This is a genomic window from Shouchella oshimensis, from assembly GCF_002019765.1.
GTDB classification, from domain to species: domain Bacteria; phylum Bacillota; class Bacilli; order Bacillales; family Bacillaceae_D; genus Shouchella; species Shouchella oshimensis.
The window spans coordinates 1,684,667-1,704,275 of the sequence record NZ_KV917380.1 but is presented as its reverse complement, the minus strand read 5'-3'; the positions used below and the strand labels follow the sequence as shown (position 1 = coordinate 1,704,275).

The 19,609-nt window shown below is 39.6% G+C and carries 21 protein-coding genes; all 21 read right to left on the bottom strand.

From position 1 onward, the window contains the following. Positions 1-48: 48 nt before the first annotated feature. Positions 49-957, bottom strand: coding sequence for an RluA family pseudouridine synthase (locus BK583_RS08605; protein ID WP_055735834.1), 909 nt, complete (start codon positions 955-957; stop codon positions 49-51). A gap of 1 nt (position 958) precedes the next feature. Continuing rightward, entirely contained in the window at positions 959-1,417 is a 459-nt protein-coding gene (lspA, locus tag BK583_RS08600; protein WP_038480922.1) for a signal peptidase II, read from the bottom strand. 159 nt (positions 1,418-1,576) lie between these two features. Next, the gene (locus tag BK583_RS08595) at positions 1,577-2,206 is read right to left on the bottom strand and encodes a TraR/DksA C4-type zinc finger protein (protein WP_095150405.1); all 630 of its coding nucleotides are present in this window, start codon (positions 2,204-2,206) and stop codon (positions 1,577-1,579) included. Between the two features lie 145 nt (positions 2,207-2,351). Beyond that, positions 2,352-2,876, bottom strand: coding sequence for a DivIVA domain-containing protein (locus BK583_RS08590; protein WP_038480928.1), 525 nt, complete (start codon positions 2,874-2,876; stop codon positions 2,352-2,354). Between the two features lie 95 nt (positions 2,877-2,971). Next, the gene (locus tag BK583_RS08585; RefSeq protein WP_055735832.1) at positions 2,972-3,733 is read right to left on the bottom strand and encodes a YlmH family RNA-binding protein; all 762 of its coding nucleotides are present in this window, start codon (positions 3,731-3,733) and stop codon (positions 2,972-2,974) included. Positions 3,734-3,746: 13 nt separating this feature from the next. Continuing rightward, a complete protein-coding gene (locus tag BK583_RS08580) occupies positions 3,747-4,028 on the bottom strand; it encodes a YggT family protein (RefSeq protein WP_060704084.1) in 282 nt (93 codons plus the stop codon). A gap of 26 nt (positions 4,029-4,054) precedes the next feature. Continuing rightward, entirely contained in the window at positions 4,055-4,495 is a 441-nt protein-coding gene (locus BK583_RS08575) for a cell division protein SepF (protein ID WP_055735831.1), read from the bottom strand. A gap of 11 nt (positions 4,496-4,506) precedes the next feature. Next, the gene (locus BK583_RS08570; protein ID WP_055735830.1) at positions 4,507-5,208 is read right to left on the bottom strand and encodes a YggS family pyridoxal phosphate-dependent enzyme; all 702 of its coding nucleotides are present in this window, start codon (positions 5,206-5,208) and stop codon (positions 4,507-4,509) included. Continuing rightward, positions 5,208-6,035 (bottom strand): peptidoglycan editing factor PgeF, encoded by an 828-nt coding sequence (gene pgeF / locus BK583_RS08565; protein ID WP_055735829.1) that lies wholly within the window; start codon positions 6,033-6,035, stop codon positions 5,208-5,210. Before pgeF ends, BK583_RS08570 begins: the two co-directional genes overlap by 1 nt. A 64-nt stretch (positions 6,036-6,099) precedes the next feature. Next, positions 6,100-6,402, bottom strand: coding sequence for a YlmC/YmxH family sporulation protein (locus tag BK583_RS08560; protein ID WP_038480939.1), 303 nt, complete (start codon positions 6,400-6,402; stop codon positions 6,100-6,102). Between the two features lie 85 nt (positions 6,403-6,487). Next, a complete protein-coding gene (gene sigG / locus BK583_RS08555; protein ID WP_038480942.1) occupies positions 6,488-7,273 on the bottom strand; it encodes an RNA polymerase sporulation sigma factor SigG in 786 nt (261 codons plus the stop codon). A gap of 147 nt (positions 7,274-7,420) precedes the next feature. Beyond that, positions 7,421-8,134, bottom strand: coding sequence for an RNA polymerase sporulation sigma factor SigE (gene sigE, locus BK583_RS08550; RefSeq protein ID WP_038480945.1), 714 nt, complete (start codon positions 8,132-8,134; stop codon positions 7,421-7,423). Positions 8,135-8,144: 10 nt separating this feature from the next. Beyond that, complete coding sequence (gene spoIIGA, locus BK583_RS08545; protein ID WP_055735828.1) at positions 8,145-9,029, bottom strand: sigma-E processing peptidase SpoIIGA; 885 nt, start codon at positions 9,027-9,029, stop codon at positions 8,145-8,147. A 186-nt stretch (positions 9,030-9,215) separates the two neighbouring features. Continuing rightward, positions 9,216-10,325 (bottom strand): cell division protein FtsZ, encoded by a 1,110-nt coding sequence (ftsZ, locus tag BK583_RS08540; protein ID WP_055735827.1) that lies wholly within the window; start codon positions 10,323-10,325, stop codon positions 9,216-9,218. A 42-nt stretch (positions 10,326-10,367) separates the two neighbouring features. Then, positions 10,368-11,663 (bottom strand): cell division protein FtsA, encoded by a 1,296-nt coding sequence (gene ftsA, locus BK583_RS08535; protein WP_038480954.1) that lies wholly within the window; start codon positions 11,661-11,663, stop codon positions 10,368-10,370. A gap of 299 nt (positions 11,664-11,962) precedes the next feature. Further along, on the bottom strand, positions 11,963-12,724 hold the full coding sequence (locus BK583_RS08530; RefSeq protein ID WP_055735826.1) for a cell division protein FtsQ/DivIB: 762 nt from the start codon (positions 12,722-12,724) through the stop codon (positions 11,963-11,965). Between the two features lie 226 nt (positions 12,725-12,950). Then, positions 12,951-14,048 carry a stage V sporulation protein E gene (gene spoVE / locus BK583_RS08525; RefSeq protein WP_038480960.1) on the bottom strand — a complete coding sequence of 366 codons (1,098 nt, stop codon included), beginning with the start codon at positions 14,046-14,048 and terminating at the stop codon, positions 12,951-12,953. Between the two features lie 384 nt (positions 14,049-14,432). Beyond that, positions 14,433-15,797, bottom strand: a complete 1,365-nt coding sequence (gene murD / locus BK583_RS08520; RefSeq protein WP_055735825.1) for a UDP-N-acetylmuramoyl-L-alanine--D-glutamate ligase — start codon at positions 15,795-15,797, stop codon at positions 14,433-14,435. Further along, positions 15,794-16,771, bottom strand: coding sequence for a phospho-N-acetylmuramoyl-pentapeptide-transferase (gene mraY / locus BK583_RS08515; protein ID WP_038480966.1), 978 nt, complete (start codon positions 16,769-16,771; stop codon positions 15,794-15,796). The genes murD and mraY overlap by 4 nt, the downstream gene beginning before the upstream one ends. 3 nt (positions 16,772-16,774) lie before the next feature. Next, entirely contained in the window at positions 16,775-18,133 is a 1,359-nt protein-coding gene (locus BK583_RS08510; RefSeq protein ID WP_055735824.1) for a UDP-N-acetylmuramoyl-tripeptide--D-alanyl-D-alanine ligase, read from the bottom strand. After that, the gene (locus tag BK583_RS08505; protein WP_038480971.1) at positions 18,130-19,593 is read right to left on the bottom strand and encodes a UDP-N-acetylmuramoyl-L-alanyl-D-glutamate--2,6-diaminopimelate ligase; all 1,464 of its coding nucleotides are present in this window, start codon (positions 19,591-19,593) and stop codon (positions 18,130-18,132) included. Before BK583_RS08505 ends, BK583_RS08510 begins: the two co-directional genes overlap by 4 nt. Positions 19,594-19,609: the final 16 nt, after the last annotated feature.

Here is a 19,609-nt window from a genome sequence, read left to right as displayed (position 1 = left end):
AAGGACATTTTCTCTTCTTACGTAGTATGCATCATTTGTTTCTTTTTGTCAATCTTGTTTTCGCAAATCTTCCAGTAGTCCAACCATATCTGCAGGCAACGGAGCAGTGAAAAGACAATTCTCGCCAGTGCGCGGATGAACGAAGCCGAGTGTTTCAGCGTGTAATGCTTGGCCTTCAATTGGTAACGTCTTTTTATAACCGTATTTTGGATCTCCAGCAAGCGGGTGTTCAATATAATGGAAATGAACACGAATTTGGTGAGTCCGACCTGTTTCTAGTTCACACGTTACATACGAATATGCTTGGAACGTCTCTTCAAGGGTAAAATGGGTGACAGCTGGTTTGCTGTTCTTATCGGTAACAGCCATTTTTTGCCGATCCTTTTGATCTCTTCCAATTGGTGCATCAATGGTTCCTTTTTTATGAGAAAGCACACCATGTACAATTGCTTTATAATGACGAATCGTTGTTTTTTTCATTAGTTGTTGAGATAAATGTTCATGAGCATGATCATTTTTTGCTGCCACAATTAGACCAGACGTATCTTTATCAATGCGATGTACAATCCCCGGGCGAGCTTCACCATTAATGCCTGATAGATCATTACAGTGGTAAAGAAGTGCGTGTACCAGCGTTCCCGTATAATGACCAGGTGCTGGATGAACCACCATTCCCCTTGGCTTATTCACAACGATAACGTCCTGATCCTCATAGACTACGTCAAGAGGAATGTTCTCGGCTTTTATTTCCGTTGACTGAACTTCGGGTTCCTCAAGCGCAATAGTGTCTTCTTCTTGGACTTTATAATTGGCTTTTACAAGCTGATTGTTTACTTTCACATGTCCATCTTGAATCCATTTTTGAACATGGGTTCTTGATGTGTCTCCATGTAGCGATACAATTACTTTATCAATTCGTTCGTTTTGTTGCGTTTCATCTATAATCCATTGTTTCATATTAGTTCTTGCTCTCCTTCTTTTCACGCCTAGATTCAAGTAGTAAATTGATTAAAAATAACCCGACACCAACTGTTAAAGCAGAATCGGCAATATTAAAGATCGGGAAGTTTCCGAATGTATCAATGAAATCAACAACCTCTTGGCGGAAAAGACGGTCAATAAAATTACCAATGGCACCACCTAAAATAAGCCCCAGCGCCCATTTTAATAATGTGTGCTTTTTTGCTTCCGTTTGGATAAGATAAATAATCACGCCGACCATTACAACGGTAATAATGTAAAACAACCACATTTGCCCTTGTAAAATGCCGAATGCCGCCCCTGAATTTCGATGAGAGAAAATATGAAAGATATTTTCAATAACGGTGATTCGTTCACCAAGCATCATGTTTTCAACGACAAGCCATTTCGTCAACTGATCGAATCCAATAATAATAATCGCAATTATGTAAGCCATTCAATATCCTCCACTACGTAATAGGCTTAGTGTAGCATAAATATAGAAAAAAGTCTTTGTCGATTCCATGCACGAATGAGCTAGCCTACTGCTTTTAAACTAAATGCAATGAAGCCTCACCAGATAAGGGAGACTTCAAAAAAGCGATGGGGCCATTTCTTATTGATTTCGTTGACGATAAGCTTGATAATGTTCATTTTGTTCAACATGGACACTATCTGGTCCATGATAACCGTCAATTCCTGTGGAAAGGAACCCTTCAAAAGATTCAACGCCATTCGCTCCGTATAAATCTGTATCTCCTGTTTCCTCTTCATATTCAAGTGAAGTATCGTTAAAACGTGCTACTTGTTGATAGGCATCTTCCCCGTCAAATTCTGTTTCCCGCTCCTCTTCATCGTGATTATAGTTTTCAAACCCACCCAAGACATCCTCTTCTGCTGGACGATCAGAAGGAACTCCCGTTTGTTTAATGGAAGCTACCGTCCTCGCTTCAGGATAGGCTCGCAAACGTTCTTCTGGTATAGCCTCTCCTGTTTTTTCGCATATGCCATAAGTCCCGTTATCAATCTTTTCAAGTGCATCTTCAATATCGTGTAACGCTTTTTCTGCGTGATTGAATAAAGCTTCATCCTTTTCTCGCTCAAATAATTCCGTACCGTTATCGGCAGGATGGTTATCATAATTTGACAGTTCGTCTTGCCGTTCAGTACGATCATGAGAGGATTGATGCTGTAGAAGTTCTTTCCTTCTCTGTTGTAGTTGCTCTTTAAACCACGTTGTATCCACTAAGATCACTCCTTTTTCTTAGGATGACCTATTTTTAAGAATGGTTGAGCGGCAAATAAATCCATCACAAAAAAAACAGAAGACTTTAGTGGCATGTTTATCACTGACGTCTTCTGCTTAAACGTTACTACGCTTTTATGTACCGTTATGATTTGCTTTCTTGCTCTTCAAATTCCTTCAACAATTCTTCTTCATTGAATTCGTCATCGCTTCCGGCAAATTGTTCCCAGTCATCGGTTTGAAGCATTTCCATTTGCGCTTCAATTAACATTTTAAAACGCATTTTGTAAACGGAGGCTTGCTTTTTAAGCTCTTCCATTTCCATCATTACTTTTCTTGATTTGCTAAGCGCTTCATTTACAATACGGTTAGCGTTCTTTTCTGATTCCTTAACGATTAGTTGCGCTTCTTTTTGCGCGTTTGAACGTAAGTCATCTGCCGCTTCTTGCGCCACCATAATGGATTTATTTAACGTTTCCTCGATATTGTGAAAATGAGCTAGTTTTTCGTCTTGCGTATTGACTTGCTCAAACAATTCTTTCTTTTCTCGAAGAACAGCTTCATAATCTTTAATAATTTGATCTAAAAATTCGTTTACCTCATCTTCATCATAACCACGAAACGAGCGTGTAAATTCCTTATTATGAATATCTAACGGTGTTAATGGCAACCGTCCCACCTCCATGAAATCCTGATTCTTTTCTTCATTCGACATTCCCCGAAAAATACCTTCTTAAAACTACAAATTTCGCCTCTAAACCAGAATTACTTCTTTCTTCCTACTGTTAAACGTACCTTATCTTTCTTCGTTTGTCCATTTTCTTCTAATACTTTTGCACGACCATACCCTCTTAATGAGAGATAATCGCCAACAGACAAACTGTACGAAGACTGATCAATTGGCTTCCAATTGACTTTAACGTATCCCTTTGTAATCGCTTCGACACTTTTCGAACGAGAGAGATGATACACTGCAGCAAGAACCGTATCTAAACGCCATGATGATACAAGTACGTGATCCCTTTGCCAACTTTCTTCTTCCACTTCAAAGATGTCTGCTTCTTCAAGTGTAATGGATGTTTTACCAACTTGGTCAAGAGTCGCACGCACATACACTGCTGTATCTACAGCTGTTGCAAACGTAAACGAATCTTCCTGAACAATAATGTCTCCAAACTTTTCACGCTTTAAACCGCTATTCATAAGGGCGCCAAGCACATCTCGGTGAGAAAGGGTAACAAATTTTGAGGAGAACGTTGCTTTTAAGAAAGCCAGCTCCCATTTTGGTTCCTCACCACTTAAATAGCTCGGTCTTATAATCGCCCTTTTTCGCTCACAACCTGATGATCCACCATTAAAAAGTAGCTCACAATCAGAATGTTTACCAATTAATGAAGCTAGAATGTCTTGTTGTCTGGGATCAAGAAAATCCGTCAGCCGCTCTTGATGATACAAGGTGACGGACTCCACTAGGTCGTTTACTTGATCAATAAAAGGACGTTCTTCTGGTCGAAAGTGTTCGTACATCTCAAATCCTCCCTTATAATAACGAAAGAACCCAAGCATGTATGAGATTTAGTCCCTGTCGTGCCATGTTGAATAAAAAGATTGCAATCAGTGGTGATAAATCTATCATCCCTATTGGAGGGATAATATTTCTAAAAATAGATAAGTATGGTTCTACAATACTGCCTATGAATTCACCAAAGGCTGAATCTCTTCCACCTACAAAAGACATGACTATCCAAATAAACATTGCAAAAAGATATGCTAACGCTAAATATCCAATTACATTAAATATAAAATTCACAAACAATTCCATCTTGCTGTTCTCACCTACCTTATCAATCACAATTGATTGGCAATATCACTAATTGATCCTGATATTTCCACATTATCCGGTGCACAAATAAAAATGCTTGCTCCGATTTTTTGGATGTCTCCTCCAATAGCATATACGGTTCCACTTAAAAAATCTACTACCCGTAATGCTTGATCATGTTCCATTCTTTGTAAATTAATAACGACTGTTTTCCGGTTTTTTAATTGATCGGCAATGTCTTGACTTTCATCATATGAACGCGGTTCAATGAGAGTCATTTTCGCATGCTGCTGAACACTTTTTAAACTAACGATATTTGATTGCGCGTCTTTTTCTTTTATTTCATTACCTTGAAAACGATTTGGCATCGCCCGCTCCTCTTTTTCCGGCTCATCGACATAGCGTTCGACTTCTTCGACATGGTCATCTAAATTAAAGTAAGTTTTAAACTTTGACTTAAAGCCCATTTCCATCCTCCTTATTCGGACACTTGCTCATTACCTACTAGAATGGTTCCAATGCGAATATACGTTGCACCTTCTTCTACTGCCACTTCAAAGTCATTTGACATGCCCATTGATAGCTCTGTGCAAGGAGCGTGTACATATTCTTTATCAGCAATACGCTGTTGCAGTTGTTTTAAGGCTTTAAAATGCGGACGCGTTTCTTCTGCATTTTCCGCATACGGTGCCATTGTCATTAATCCGATTACTCGGATACGATCATATTCAGCCAACGCCTTTATAAACGAATCGACTTCTTCTGGAGCTAGTCCACTTTTCGACGTTTCTCCTGAAACATTAACTTGTACGAAACAGTCAAGTGTCTTTTCTCGTTCGACTAAGCGCTTTTGCACTTCTTTTGCCAAACTTAACCGATCAAGAGAATGAAGAACACTTATGTGTCCGATGACATCTTTGACTTTGCGCGACTGAAGCGAACCAATGAAGTGCCAAGTTGCGCCATCGCCAATAACTGCTTTTTTCTCAAGCAATCCTTCTAGACGATTCTCGCCAATATGAGAGATGCCTGCTTTAATGGCTTCATTCGCTGTTTGAATGGATACATATTTCGTCACAGCGATAACATGAATCTCTTCTACTCGTCTTCCTACTTTCGACGTAGCTCTCTCCATACGCTTTTTTAACGCGTCATATTGTTTTTCAACCGTTGCATTCATCATTCAACCACCTTCTTCATTCCAATCATACTCATCATTCTACCTGTTTTTCCTTGGTCTTGTCGATGAGAAAAGAAAGCATTGTCTCTAAATGTACAACGATCTGATTCAATAATATGGGCAGACAGAACCCCTGCTTGTTCGAGCAAATAGCGATTTAACGCAGGTAGATGAAGCTGAAAATGATCCGTTCCAGTAGGTGTATAAATCCCTTTATGGTTCGAAGGCAATTGTTCGTCTACTCGGTCTATGACCGTACGATCCACTTCATACTTTTGTTGTGAAATACACGGCCCAATGAGAACATAGATATCAGTGATCTGTACGTGGTGTTTCTCGACCCATTCTTTCACCATTTTGGGTCCAATTTGATCAACCGTGCCTTTCCATCCAGCATGGCATAAACCAATGATCTGATTCTTAGGTGAATAAAAATAAAGCGGGACACAATCAGCATACAAACTCGTTAGCAATATATCCGTTTCTCTTGTGTAAAGTCCATCTGTCTCGTTTATCGCGGTACAAAGAGATCGTGCACCTCGACCTCGATCAGACTTTGTCACTTCTTTAATAACCGAAGCATGTACTTGTTCAGATCCAACCCAATAATCAAGAGAAAAACCTACATCTTTGGCAACGCGTTCACGATTTTGAACCACAGCATTAACCGAGTCTCCTACATGAAACCCCATGTTTAACGTTTTATAAGGAAATTCGCTAACGCCACCATTACGAGTTGTGAAGCCAGCAAACAACTTTTGGTCTAATCCATTAAATTGTTCTTCATATTCAACTCGTTCAGACAACCGCTGCCAGTTTGCTTTCATCTCTGCATGCTCCTTTTTGTATTCCTCGCTTTATTTTACCATAATGAATCTCTAGAATAAATGTTTACGAATAGGGATCTTTTCTTTCCATTGCATGCTCAGCTGAAGGAACAGATTGCTTGTATCGTTCTGGAAGCTCAACTAGGATGACATCAGAGCCAATTTTCACTATATTTTTCCAAGGTATCACGGTTTCGCCTGCATCTCTATTTCCTAAAAACGTCATCATTTTTCCTTGATTTGATATGATAATGGCTTCAATTCTCCCTGTTTCTAGATTAATATCTAAATCATTTAAATGGCCAAGCCGCTTACCGTTTTCCATGTTAACAATGTCTTTAGCTGATAGCTCAGATATTTTCATCATTGTACATCCTCCTCACTAATCACTATATGCGCACCCATAATTACTTTATGAAAAAAAAAGCCGCTGTTGCACACAGCGGCTTTTATCATGATTCAATATGTTTATTCATCTGATGAATAGCACCTTTTTCAAGCCGTGATACTTGTGCTTGAGATATACCGATTTCATCTGCCACTTCCATCTGCGTTTTCCCTTGAAAGAAGCGCATATTTAAAATGACTTTTTCTCGGTCATTTAAACGAACCATCGCTTCCTTAAGTGCAATTTCTTCCACCCAATTGACATCCTTGTTTCGTTCATCACTTATTTGATCCATGACAAAAATTGGATCTCCTCCATCGTTGTAAATCGGTTCAAATAACGAGACAGGATCTTGAATCGCATCAAGCGCAAAAACAATGTCTTCTTTCGGCACATCTAATACAGCTGCAATTTCTTGAACAGTTGGTTCATTTTCACGTTTCTTTTCTGCCATCATCTGATCCCGAACTTGTAATGCTTTATAAGCAATATCTCTTAATGAACGTGATACACGAATAGGATTATTATCCCTTAAGTACCGGCGTATCTCACCAATAATCATTGGCACTGCATACGTAGAAAACTTAACATTTTGACTTAAATCGAAGTTATCAATCGATTTCATTAAACCAATACAACCGACTTGAAATAAGTCATCCACGTTCTCGCCACGGTTATTAAAGCGCTGAATGACACTAAGGACTAAACGAAGATTTCCATTTATTAACGTATCTCTTGCTGGCTCATAACCAGACTGGAGCTGTGAAAATAATTCTCGCATCTCCATATTTTTTAAAACCGGCAGTTTGGATGTATCTACTCCACAGATTTCTACTTTATTTCGAGCCAAATTCTTTACCCCCTAGACGGAAGATGATGTCAAAAAAAGTATCTCCCTGGGAAAAAAATTTATGCACTCTGTTGAAGTAGAAATTTGTTAAAAATAGACACTACCCTTGTCACGACACTGCTAAAAAATAGAAATTATTTTTTTACGCTACACCATTTTATTAAATTCTTTTTGCAGTCGTTTAATAATTCGTTTTTCTAAACGGGATATGTAGGATTGCGAGATACCCAGCATATCCGCGACATCTTTTTGTGTTTTTTCTTCTGTTCCAGTTAAGCCGAAACGTAGTTCCATTATTTGTTTCTCACGGTCTGACAATGTATGAAGAGCTTTGACAAGCAATCGACGATCAACTCTTTCTTCTATCCCCTTCGTAATGATGTCCTCTTCTGTTCCTAGTACATCAGAGAGCAACAGTTCATTCCCATCCCAATCAATATTTAACGGTTCGTCAAAAGACACTTCTGAGCGCGTCTTATTGTTACGACGCAAATACATAAGAATCTCATTTTCAATACAGCGAGAGGCATACGTGGCTAACTTAATTTTCTTTTCAGGATTGAATGTATTAACGGCTTTAATTAGCCCGATAGTACCAATGCTAATCAAGTCTTCTATATTAATTCCGGTGTTTTCAAACTTTCTAGCGATGTATACGACTAAGCGGAGATTACGTTCAATTAAAATCGAACGTACAGCTTCATCACCACTCGGTAGCTTTAGTAGGAGCTCTGCCTCTTCTTCTTTTGATAACGGTGGTGGTAAGGCTTCACTGCCACCAATGTAATAAATTTCATCTTCCTTTAAGCCAAACTTTCTTAATAGGCGATAGATGAACAATCTCCATTTCATTTTTATCATCGCGTCCTCCTTAGCTTACTTGTGATATAACAAGCTGTGGGTGAATAATCGTTTGATAATGCCCTTCAGGCGACAATGCTTCCCCATACAGCCCTAACAACACACGCTTTGTGACAAATTGTTCACCGTCATAATAGATCGTTACTTGATCCGGTTTAAAAGCTGTTAAGTATGGTTGTTTTTGGCCAACCGCCTTAAATGGTACTAATCGGATTCGATGCATAAACGGATGATTTTCTTTTGTTGACATTGTTAGCATGTCATCTGTTTGCTGCTTACCAAGAAATGGATGTAAAAGATCTGCTTCAATAATCATAACAGGTGTTCTCGTTAATGGGTCTTTTAATTGGTTTCCAGTGTCGACTAGCCCCCTTGCCTCAAATCTAAAGTCATCAATAACAATTTCAACTGTTGCCATGTCATTTGCTTGAACTTTCTTTATCTTGAATGTATCAACTTGTTGTTTACTAAACCAAAAAACGAGAGGAAAACCAATCAGAACTAGAGCCCAGCTAATCGTACTTCCACCAAACCCTGGTAGATGACTCGTTAAATCTAATTCACTTTGAAAAAAGTAATGCATGGCAAAAAGCCCGCCGCCAGTAACAAAAGTTAGAAAAAAGAAGCCTGCTAGATTTTGTACGAAATAAGTAAAGCGTATGTATCCAAACGCAATGAATACAATCATACAAGAATAAAAAAACTTTACCATTGGGTTCATAAAGAATGTTACGTAAGGCGTAAACATAAAGAAAACCACAAGGGATGCAACCAGTGATGCCATTCCTATACGAACATAGTTTTTCTTTCTTTTTAACAATAAAGCGGTGCCAATAATAAGGAGAAAATCAATGCCTAGATTCAGTAGCCAGATTAAGTCTAGATAGATGATCATGAACGTTCCTCCTGTATTAATAAAATTTAGTATAGTAGATAGAAAGAAGGAAGTCTGTCATTTCATGGCAAAGACAAGCCTGTTATTTTGAAAGCTTTTGACAAACGTTGTCCTTTCTCTTTTCACCTTAAAGAAAAACAAAAAAAAGACCTACTACCGTATAAAGCTGGTAGCAGGTCTTTTCCATTATCGATTTCTTCTATTTCGGAGGAACGTTGGAATATCAAGTGTATCTGTTTGTTCTTCAGAATTGGCTTTTTGCTTTGAATCTACTGATTTTGATTCAACTGGTTTTGACGATGTCGGCTTTTGAGCAGACGGGCGTGACTGTGGCTTTCTTTCTGCTTCTTCAAAGCCCGTCGCAATAACCGTTACGACAATCTCGTCTTTTAAATTCTCATTAATAACAGATCCAAAAATCATATTAACCTCTTCGTCGCAAGCTTCAGACACAATTTCTGCGGCTTCATGCACTTCGTAAAGGCTTAAGTTCGTTCCACCAGTAATGTTCATCAACACACCTTGAGCACCATCGACGGATGTTTCAAGCAATGGACTAGAGATGGCTTTTTTTGCTGCTTCTGCAGCACGATTCTCACCAGTTGCTACACCAATCCCCATTAAAGCAGAACCTTTTTCACTCATCACCGTTTTAACATCCGCAAAGTCAAGGTTAATCAATCCAGGTGTCGCAATTAAATCAGAAATTCCTTGTACACCTTGTCGAAGAACGTTATCCGCTTCACGGAACGCTTCTAGCATTGGCGTATTTTTATCGACAATCTCTAGCAGTCGGTCGTTTGGTATAACAATTAACGTGTCGACTTTTTCTTTTAATGCAACGATACCAGATAACGCTTGATTTTGACGCTTACGCCCTTCAAACGTAAATGGTCGTGTGACTACACCTACCGTTAGTGCACCAATTTCCTTTGCAACTTCGGCGATCACCGGTGCAGCACCTGTTCCAGTACCTCCACCCATTCCAGCTGTAATAAAGACCATATCCGCCCCATCAAGGACTTCTTCTAACTGTTCACGACTTTCTTCAGCCGCTTTTTTGCCGATATCAGGATTTGCACCTGCACCTAGGCCTCTTGTTAGTTTTCCACCTAGCTGTAGTTTCTTTTCAGCTTTTGATAGGTGTAGTGCTTGTGCATCTGTATTAACGGCGATGAATTCAACGCCTTGTAGTCCGTTTTCAATCATTCGATTAACAGCGTTCGAACCACCGCCACCACATCCAATGACTTTTATTTGTGCTAATTGTTCCATGTCCATTTCAAAATCAAACATTTCGTTGTCCCCCTAACCATACTGGCAGTCAGCTGCTCTTCATTAATCAAAAAATGTCTTAAACCAAGATTTCATCTTGGATTCTTTTTTCTCTTCTTGCGGTTGCTCAACTTCTTTACGCTTGCTTCTTTTGGAAGTTGCTACTGGGTTCGCTTCTTCTTGATTCACTTCTGACTGGGAAAAAGCAGCTGCAATTTCCTTGCCTTGCACACGTCCATTTTTGTGTGCAAAATGAATTAACCCAATACTTACTGTATAGCGCGGCTCACGCACCCCAATATAATTCGGGATGGCAACACGGACATTTCCTTCAAGCATGTCTTTTGTTAATTCAAGAACACCCGGCATCATCACAGCTCCACCGGTCAATACAAAGCCACTTGGAAATTGCTTAAATCCTAACCGAACCAATTCTTTTGCACATAGTTCAATAATTTCTTCTACTCTTGGTTCAATAATACCTGCTAATTCTTGCTGTGTAATTGTATGCCTTTCATTTGAACCGATCTTTTGAATGGTAATCTGTTCTTCTGTAGATGCTTCTGGTACAAAGGCATGTCCATGTTTGCATTTAACGCGCTCTGCCTCTTCGGTTGTGAGCTTTAATCCAACAGCTAAATCATTTGTAATGTGATCGCCGCCGATCGGTAAAACAGATAGTGCAACAAGTGAACCTTGTTCAAAAACGGATACGGTTGTTGAACCGCCTCCAATCTCAATCACACAAACACCTAAACTTTTTTCATCTTTTGAAACAGCTACAGATCCTGTTGCTAAAGAGTTTAAGCTTATTTCAGCAATTGAAAGACCGGCGCGCTCCACACACCTTAACAAATTATGTAAGACGGTTTTTGAACCTGTTATTAACGTTCCTTCCATTTCCAGACGAACGCCAATCATTCCACGAGGGTCAGTAATCTCATCAAGCCCATCCACGATAAATTGTTTTGGAATCACATCAATCACTTCTCTCTCAGGAGGAATTGACATGACTTGTGATGCATCGATGACTCTACGAACATCTTCTACGTTTATTTCTCGATCTGGACTGGAGACAGCGACTACTCCATGACAAGGAGTTAATTCAATGTGACTGCCATTCACTCCGACCACAACATGTTCAATTTTTATGCCAACCATACGTTCCGCTTGCTCCACTGCCCTCTTAATTGACTTAACCGTCTCATCTATATCGACGACGGCTCCTTTCTTAATTCCTTCAGAAGGAACACTACCGACACCTAAAATGTTAATTGACCCTCCAGCAATTTCCGAAACAACGACTTTTACTGAAGAAGTTCCAATGTCTAAACTTACATACGTTTCATTACTCACCAATGGCACCTCCTCATCTGCACAATCATGGTGTTCAACTTTAATAGTTTCATTTTTTTTTATTCACACAAGCAGTATTCGACAAGTGTTAGTAGAATCCTTTAATTCTCGTAGCATTATGTATGTTTTAAGGCTCTTGCTCTTTAGTCTACACCATGTTCTTACAGGTGAAAAGGCAAAACCTCTAGCAATCCTTTATTAAGAATGTGTTACATAGAGTACTGAACCTGATCACGAAAGCTTTTAACCGTAAAAACAGCAGAAACACAAGGAAATAAGAGTAGAAAAATCCTTCAAAACTCCTACTCCTGAGCCGTATCATTTTCCCTAAAATAGGGACTCATTTTCATATAGAGGACACCATCCTGTGCTCCATCGATTTGTGTATGCACTTGCGGATAAGGCTGCATATACTCTGCAAATGAAGATAAATCTGTACGTACTTCCATTCCATCTGTCATATAAAGGGTTAATTCCTCTGGTGCATCCTCAGTAGGCGTATACATAATTTCCGAGATTCGACTAACAATCTCTGGCGCTGTTTGCATTAATTGTTCGCCAATTGTCTCTCTCAATGATTCTTCAGTAAAATCCACCAATATAGGTGCGTCTCCAACAAGTTGACTATCATGTACAGTGTCTAAGATTTGCCCATTTTTTAAAAGGGGCAAATAACCTTCCTCACTATACACATAAGCAACCCGGGGATACTCCTTTACCTGTATAAAAAGAGAAGATGGCAAACGACGGCTTATTTCAATGGACTCCACTTCTTTTAATTGTGTTGTTTGCTCGATTCGAGTGTTCCGATCGATATTCCAAATATTCATTCCTTCACTTAAACCGCTAGCTTCGAGAACCTCTTCATCTGTTAAAAGCTGATTACCACTCACTTGTATGGATTTCACTTCACTCAATGGACTTTGGAAGTACACAAGTACCATCATTAAGACAAAGAACAATACGACTATACTTAATAAACGCTTGTTCGCTTTGCGTCGTCGCTTTTCCTGTAGAGTCGGAATTCTTTCGTTTACAGAAATGACTTTCTCATCATGACTCACATTCATTCCTCCAACTACTTCATTCAGCTGATGAGTGAATACAAGCAAATTAATCTTAGACCTGCTTCTATTCCCTATTTTACTTTTTTAAAACCTATTTTACTGTTGTTTTCTGCATTTTATCATATATTTCCTTTACAATTCTATGAATAATAAATAGAGAGTTCAAAAAAACGAACTCTCTACATGTATCGACACCATCTATCCATTTGTTTAAGGTACATTATTAGCGAGTATGTCTACTAATATTAATTAGCAGACCAATTGACATCAGCATGAGTGTTAAGGATGAACCACCGTAGCTTAAAAGTGGCAGCGTAATGCCGGTAACAGGCATTAAACCAGTAACAACGCCGATGTTTATCATTACTTGAATAACAATCATCGTTACAATACCTGCGGCTAAGAAACTACCAAATAAATCAGGAGCACCTAAAGCAATTCTTACGCCACGCCAGAAAATAATACCAAATAAAAGCAACACAAATAAACCGCCTAAAAAACCTAGTTCCTCTGCTAAAATAGCAAAAATAAAATCGGTTTGTGGTTCTGGCAAATAAAAATATTTTTGCCTACTTTCACCTAAACCCATTCCTAGTAACCCTCCTGGGCCAATGGCTAATAAAGACTGGATAATCTGAAAGCCACTTTCCATTGGATCTGCCCAAGGGTCTAGAAAAGACGTAATCCGTTTAATCCGATAAGGAGCGCTAATGATTAGAACGACAAATCCTGCTACACCAATTAAAAACAAGCCCATAAAATGCTTTACTCTTGCTCCCGCAATAAAAATCATGGCAACGCACGTTCCTACCATAACAGTACCAGTCCCTAAATCTGGCTGGAGCATAATCATTCCAAAGGCAACCATCACAAAAGCGAGCGCCGGTAATAACCCTTTTCTAAACAAGACAATTCGCTTTTGATTCACCGCTAAAAAGTTTGCCAAAAAAATAATCATGGCAATTTTCATAAATTCTGATGGTTGAATCGAAAATGCGCCAATTCCTAGCCAGCTTCTTGCCCCACCTCTAACAAGACCAACACCAGGAATGAGTACGAGCACAAGCAAAATAAAACAAATAATTAGTAACAGCTTTGAATACGTACGCCACGTCCAGTAATCGACTCGAGAAATAAAAAACATCAAGAGGACGCCTACACTTCCAAAAAATAATTGTCTTTTAGCAAAAAACAACGAATCGTTAAAGCGATAGGTTGCCCATGCTTCACTTGCACTGTATACCATAATTAAGCCAACGCTAAGCAAGACAATCGTTGCAACAATTAAGATATAATCGGGCGCCTGTCTTTCTTTATTCATTGTTCACCCCCAGCAAGTACCCTACTACCTAACTATATGAATGAGGTAAAGAAAACATGTCCAAAACATTTGTACATGCTTGAAAGTGTTGTAAAGAAAAAAAGAGGCTGGGACATAACGAAAAGTAGTAGTTGAAAAGACGAATAGTCTAAACTATGCTGAGTAGCACCGCTACAGGAGAATCCTTCGCTTTCCGGGGACACGGCCTCAGCCTCTTCCTTGGAAAACCGCCACTCCAGAGTCTTCAGACACGTGCTGATCCCCTAGGAGTCTTCGGATTCTCCTTTCGCTAATTTTCTTATAAAACAAACGACGAACATTCCTATTTTCAGGAATGTTCGTCATTTTGGTCTGTCTATCTACTTTTGTCCCAGCCTCTTTACCTTATTCCATTAATTGACTGTTACTTAATTGTGAAACAGTAGCTAAAAACGCATCTCCCCGTTCTTCAAACGTCGAGTACTGATCCCAACTTGCACATGCTGGTGAAAGTAGAACAACGTCCTTTACGTTTGAATGTTCAAATGCTTTTGTCGCTGCATCTCGTACATCAATAGCCTGTACAACGTTAATTCCTAATTTGTTCCCTAAAGCTGTTAATTTTGTTTTTGTTTCACCAAAAACGACGAGCGTTTTCACATGGGTTAAACTTGGGCTCAGTTCATCAAACTCATTCCCACGATCCAAACCACCTGCTAGTAAAACAATATCTTGCTTAAAGGAGGCTAATGCAGCTTGTGTCGCCAAAATGTTTGTCGCCTTTGAATCGTTATAGACTTTACGCCCATGAACGTCACCAACGAACTGAAGTCGATGTTTCACGCCAGTAAACGTTGTTAGTACGGTTTTTATTTGCGCATTGGTCCCGCCAGCTAATTTTGCCGCTGCAACAGAAGCAAGCATATTTTCAATATTATGAGCTCCTGGTAAAACAATTTCATCTAGTGGGCAAATGCGTTCTTCGCGAAAATAAATCGCATTATCCTTTATATAAGCACCTGTTGGCAACTCTAATTTCGTTGAAAAAGGAACAAGAGTCGCCTTTGATTGCTGAACATGCTTGGCAACGATGAGATCATCCGCAGAATAAACAAGATAATCCTCTTTCGTCATGTTTTCATACACTTTCGCTTTTGCTTCTATATACAATTCCTTTGACCCATGGTAATCCAAATGAGCATCAAACAAATTAAGCCAGACGGCCACTTTAGGTTTAAATTGCTCCGTACCCATTAATTGAAAACTTGACAGTTCAAGTACCATCACATTCTCTTTTGTTGCTTCTAAGGCTACACTTGTCGCTACAGTTCCTATATTACCAGCAATTAAAGGTGTTCTTTCACTATGCTCAAGCATGGCATGAACGAGAGTCGTCGTTGTTGTTTTTCCGTTCGAACCGGTTATTGCGACAATCTCTGCTTCAGCAATGCGATAGGCAAGTTCGACTTCAGTCCATATAGGAATATTTCGATTCATGGCTTCAGTGATTAAGAGGTTGGAATAGGGTATGCCAGGGTTTTTTATAATTAAACTAGTTGTATCAAGTAAGTGAAGTGGATGACCTCCACAGACAACTTCAATCCCTTTTTCCTCTAGTGCATCCACTTCTTTGCTTTCCGCTCTTGGTTTTCCATCATTTACTGTCACAATAGCACCTAATTTATGAAGAGCTACTGCTGCAGCCATGCCGCTTTTTGCTAAACCAAGCACAAGCACCTGCTTTTTATTTACATGTGGGAAAGGCTTCATGTTAACCACACTCCAATGTAAATTCCCATAATGGCAAAGACTACGCCTAGTAACCAGAACGTGACAACTACACGCCACTCTGACCACCCGACTAATTCATAATGATGATGAAGCGGACTCATCTTAAAAACACGCTTGCCAGTTGTTTTAAAAGAAATAACTTGAATAATAACGGATAAGGTTTCAATGACGAACACGCCACCAATAATGATGAGCATAAGCTCCATCTTAGTCAAAATGGCAATACCTGCAATGGCTCCTCCTAACGCTAACGAACCCGTATCACCCATAAAAACTTTTGCTGGATGAGCATTAAATACAAGAAACCCAAGGAGAGCCCCAGTAATAGCCGTTGAAAATAAAGCTGCATCAATAAAGCCAGTGCTCCAAGCTAGTATCGCAAATGCGGCAAAAGCAATGGCGCCAGTCCCTGATAATAAGCCGTCTAAACCGTCTGTTAAGTTTACTGCGTTACTTCCAGCAAGCAGCATAATCACAACAAGTACAGCATAAAACCACCCTATGTCAAGACCGATGTCTGTTCCAGGAATGGATACTATTGTATCTAGTTCAATGTAAAGTAATCCTACATAAAATAAGCCAGCGATGATCAGTTGCCCAACTAATTTCTGTTTTGATGTTAATCCAAGGTTATGTTTGCGTGCAACTTTTAAATAGTCATCAAAAAAACCAACGACCCCATAGCCGATTGTAACAAGCATAAGTAATAACAATTCTGGTGTAAATTCAAAAAAGACAAAACCAATTAATAGGGATGTCACTAAAATCGATAAGACAATGACAATTCCGCCCATTGTCGGTGTACCGCTTTTCTTTTGATGTGATTTCGGTCCTTCTTCACGAATGCTTTGCCCAAACTTTAAACGCCTTAAAAACGGAATAAAAAGAGGACAAAGGATGACCGCGAATAAAAAGGATAACGATAGGACAATAAGTAACGTCCACTCTTCCATTTTCTAAGCGCCTCCTTTGACAGCCGATAACACTTGCTCCAAAGCAAGACGACGTGATGCCTTCAGCAATACAACGGTGTCATGATTCAAAAGGGGTCGAATGGTTTCAGCTACATCTGAAACGTTCTCAACATGTTCAACCGCAATCGCCCCGTTTTGTTGTTTTACTTCATCATATATCCAATAGCCTTTTTCACCGACACAAACAACGTTGGTAATCGGTGTATCAATCGCACTTACCACACTTCTATGAAGCGCTTCTTCATCTGGACCTAGTTCATAAATATCACCTAATACAACAATTCTTCTCTTAAATTCAGGTAATGATTTTATCGTTTCAATTGCCGCCTTCATTGAACTAGGGTTTGCGTTATACGCATCATTAATGAACGTTGATCCATTTGGTCCTGCTACTTTCTCAAGACGCATACCTGTAATCGTAACGTTTGCTAGTCGTTCTTTGATCGTTTCCGGTGCAAAGCCAACTTGACGCGCAATCCATATGCCATAAGCAGCATTCTTGACGTTGTGCTCACCTAATAGAGGCAAATACCAATCCTTTTCATCTAAAAATGAAAAAGTAAAGCCATCTGCTTTAGGCTGAAACGTTGCGATTGCTTCCTTATTTTGATGATTAAACCCAATTGAAACGGTTTTCTCTTGCTGAAATCCATTTAATAAAGGTTCATCTCCATCTAGCACAAGGAAGCCGTCTTGTTTTAATCCATCTAACATTTCCATCTTTGCGCTTGCAATCCCCTGTCTTGAACCTAAATGCTCGATATGGGCTTCTCCAATATTTGTCACAATAGCTAAATCTGGCTTTGCAAGTTTTGAGAGAAAAGAAATTTCCCCGGCATGGTTCATCCCCATCTCTACAACGGCAAATTTACATTCTTTAGGCATTGAAAGCAACGTTAATGGAACTCCGATATGATTGTTTAAGTTTCCAGCAGTTCGATGGACGAATGGTTCACCACCAAGAAGTTGGAATACAATATCTTTTGTGGTTGTTTTTCCGTTTGAACCTGTTATCCCAATCACATATGGATTGATTTCATCTCGATAGAGCTGAGCCAATTCTTGTAGAGCATGTAGCGGGTCATCCACGAAATAAAGCTGAAACGACGCTGGTATTGACGTAGGCACAGGCTCCTGTTCTTGCCAGATTGCCGCTATCGCTCCAGATGCAATCGCCGAGTCGAGATAATGGTGTCCATTAAACCGTTCACCACTAAGCGGAACGAATAAAGCTGCGTTTGAATCTTTTCGCGAATCGGTTGTGACACTATGAAAAGAAACCGGTCCATCCTGTAGACGTGTCCGCTTCGCAACAGATTCAACTAGTCTTGCTTCAATCATTTTATCCGCTCCTTTAATGCAGCCCTCGCTACTTCACGATCATCAAAATGCGTACGTTCTCGACCGACCTCTTGATAGGTCTCATGGCCTTTACCGGCTATAATGATTATGTCATTCGTTTTCGCTTGTTTCATCGCGTAATGGATCGCCTCTGAACGGTCTACAATTAAGCGATACTGATCTCGATCTAATCCAGCCGTCATCTCTTGTAATATCGTGTTGGGATCTTCTGTTCTCGGGTTATCGGATGTGAAAATGGTCTCGTCTGCATATTTCACAGCAATTTCACCCATAATAGGGCGCTTCGTTTTATCCCGGTCTCCCCCACAACCAACCACTACTCGAATCTGGTTATTCGCAAAGTCTTGTACGGTTTTCAACACATTCTCTAAGCTATCTGGTGTATGAGCATAGTCTACAATAACAGCAAAATCCTGACCAGAGTCTATCGCCTCAAATCTACCAGCTATACCTTCAATGCTTTCTAAGCCTTGTTGAATCGCTGAAAGAGAAATGTTTGATACATAGGCAGCTGATACAGCAGCTAGAACGTTGTAGACATTAAACAGCCCGATTAAGCGTGTTTGGACTTCAATCGATTCACCAAATACAGTCAGCGTAAATGTGGTTCCAGTTGCAGCAGCCCGAATGTTAGACGCCATGACGTCCGCTTGTTTTTTAATTCCGTACGTTATAATATCAGCTGTCGTCATTTGAATTAGTTGATCTGCCACTTGATCGTCGCCATTAAAAATGGCCGTTTTTCCTTCATAAGTGTTTCCAAGTTGTGAAAACAGTAAACTCTTTGCATACATATAGTGATCCATTGATTGATGGTAATCAATATGGTCTGGTGACAAGTTTGTAAAGATGGCAATATCAAAGTCACACCCACGTACTCGACCTAAGTGAAGAGCATGAGAGGATACTTCCATTAATGCCGTATCAACCTGTTTGTCGACCATTTCCTGAAACCTTTGTTGCAAAACGAGTGATTCAGGCGTCGTGTTTTTTGTTTCAATATACACATCGTCTATTTTTGTGTACATCGTGCCAATTAACCCAGTTGTACGATTTTGACCTTTAAACAACTGCTCTAAAATGTGCGTAACCGATGTTTTACCGTTCGTACCAGTTACACCAATGAGTTGTAATTTCTTGGTCGGATGATCGTAAAAGCGATTCGACAGTTGCGCCATTGTTCGCTTTGTATCACGAACCACGAAAACTGGAATTGGTACATCTAACGGGCGTTCTGAAACAATAGCAACTGCCCCTTTTTCATAAGCACTTTGTGCAAAATCATGACCATCCACAGTATAGCCATTAATGCAGAAAAACAACGTGCCTGGACGGACTTCTCTTGAATCCATTTCAATATGATGAATGTCAACTGTCGCTTCCTTTACATTTAACGTATTCATGCCTCTTATACCATGAAGCAATTCGCTTAATTTCATTTTTATTGCCTCCAAC

Coding starts and splice junctions, on each gene's coding strand:
- BK583_RS08605 (WP_055735834.1), bottom strand. CDS start 957: ATGAAACAATGGATTATAGATGAAACGCAACAAAACGAACGAATTGAT.
- lspA (WP_038480922.1), bottom strand. CDS start 1,417: ATGGCTTACATAATTGCGATTATTATTATTGGATTCGATCAGTTGACG.
- BK583_RS08585 (WP_055735832.1), bottom strand. CDS start 3,733: ATGTACGAACACTTTCGACCAGAAGAACGTCCTTTTATTGATCAAGTA.
- BK583_RS08580 (WP_060704084.1), bottom strand. CDS start 4,028: ATGGAATTGTTTGTGAATTTTATATTTAATGTAATTGGATATTTAGCG.
- BK583_RS08575 (WP_055735831.1), bottom strand. CDS start 4,495: ATGGGCTTTAAGTCAAAGTTTAAAACTTACTTTAATTTAGATGACCAT.
- BK583_RS08570 (WP_055735830.1), bottom strand. CDS start 5,208: ATGAATGCAACGGTTGAAAAACAATATGACGCGTTAAAAAAGCGTATG.
- pgeF (WP_055735829.1), bottom strand. CDS start 6,035: ATGAAAGCAAACTGGCAGCGGTTGTCTGAACGAGTTGAATATGAAGAA.
- BK583_RS08560 (WP_038480939.1), bottom strand. CDS start 6,402: ATGATGAAAATATCTGAGCTATCAGCTAAAGACATTGTTAACATGGAA.
- sigE (WP_038480945.1), bottom strand. CDS start 8,134: ATGATAAAAATGAAATGGAGATTGTTCATCTATCGCCTATTAAGAAAG.
- spoIIGA (WP_055735828.1), bottom strand. CDS start 9,029: ATGATCATCTATCTAGACTTAATCTGGCTACTGAATCTAGGCATTGAT.
- ftsZ (WP_055735827.1), bottom strand. CDS start 10,325: ATGTTTGATTTTGAAATGGACATGGAACAATTAGCACAAATAAAAGTC.
- spoVE (WP_038480960.1), bottom strand. CDS start 14,048: ATGAATAAAGAAAGACAGGCGCCCGATTATATCTTAATTGTTGCAACG.
- murD (WP_055735825.1), bottom strand. CDS start 15,797: ATGAAGCCTTTCCCACATGTAAATAAAAAGCAGGTGCTTGTGCTTGGT.
- mraY (WP_038480966.1), bottom strand. CDS start 16,771: ATGGAAGAGTGGACGTTACTTATTGTCCTATCGTTATCCTTTTTATTC.
- BK583_RS08510 (WP_055735824.1), bottom strand. CDS start 18,133: ATGATTGAAGCAAGACTAGTTGAATCTGTTGCGAAGCGGACACGTCTA.
- BK583_RS08505 (WP_038480971.1), bottom strand. CDS start 19,593: ATGAAATTAAGCGAATTGCTTCATGGTATAAGAGGCATGAATACGTTA.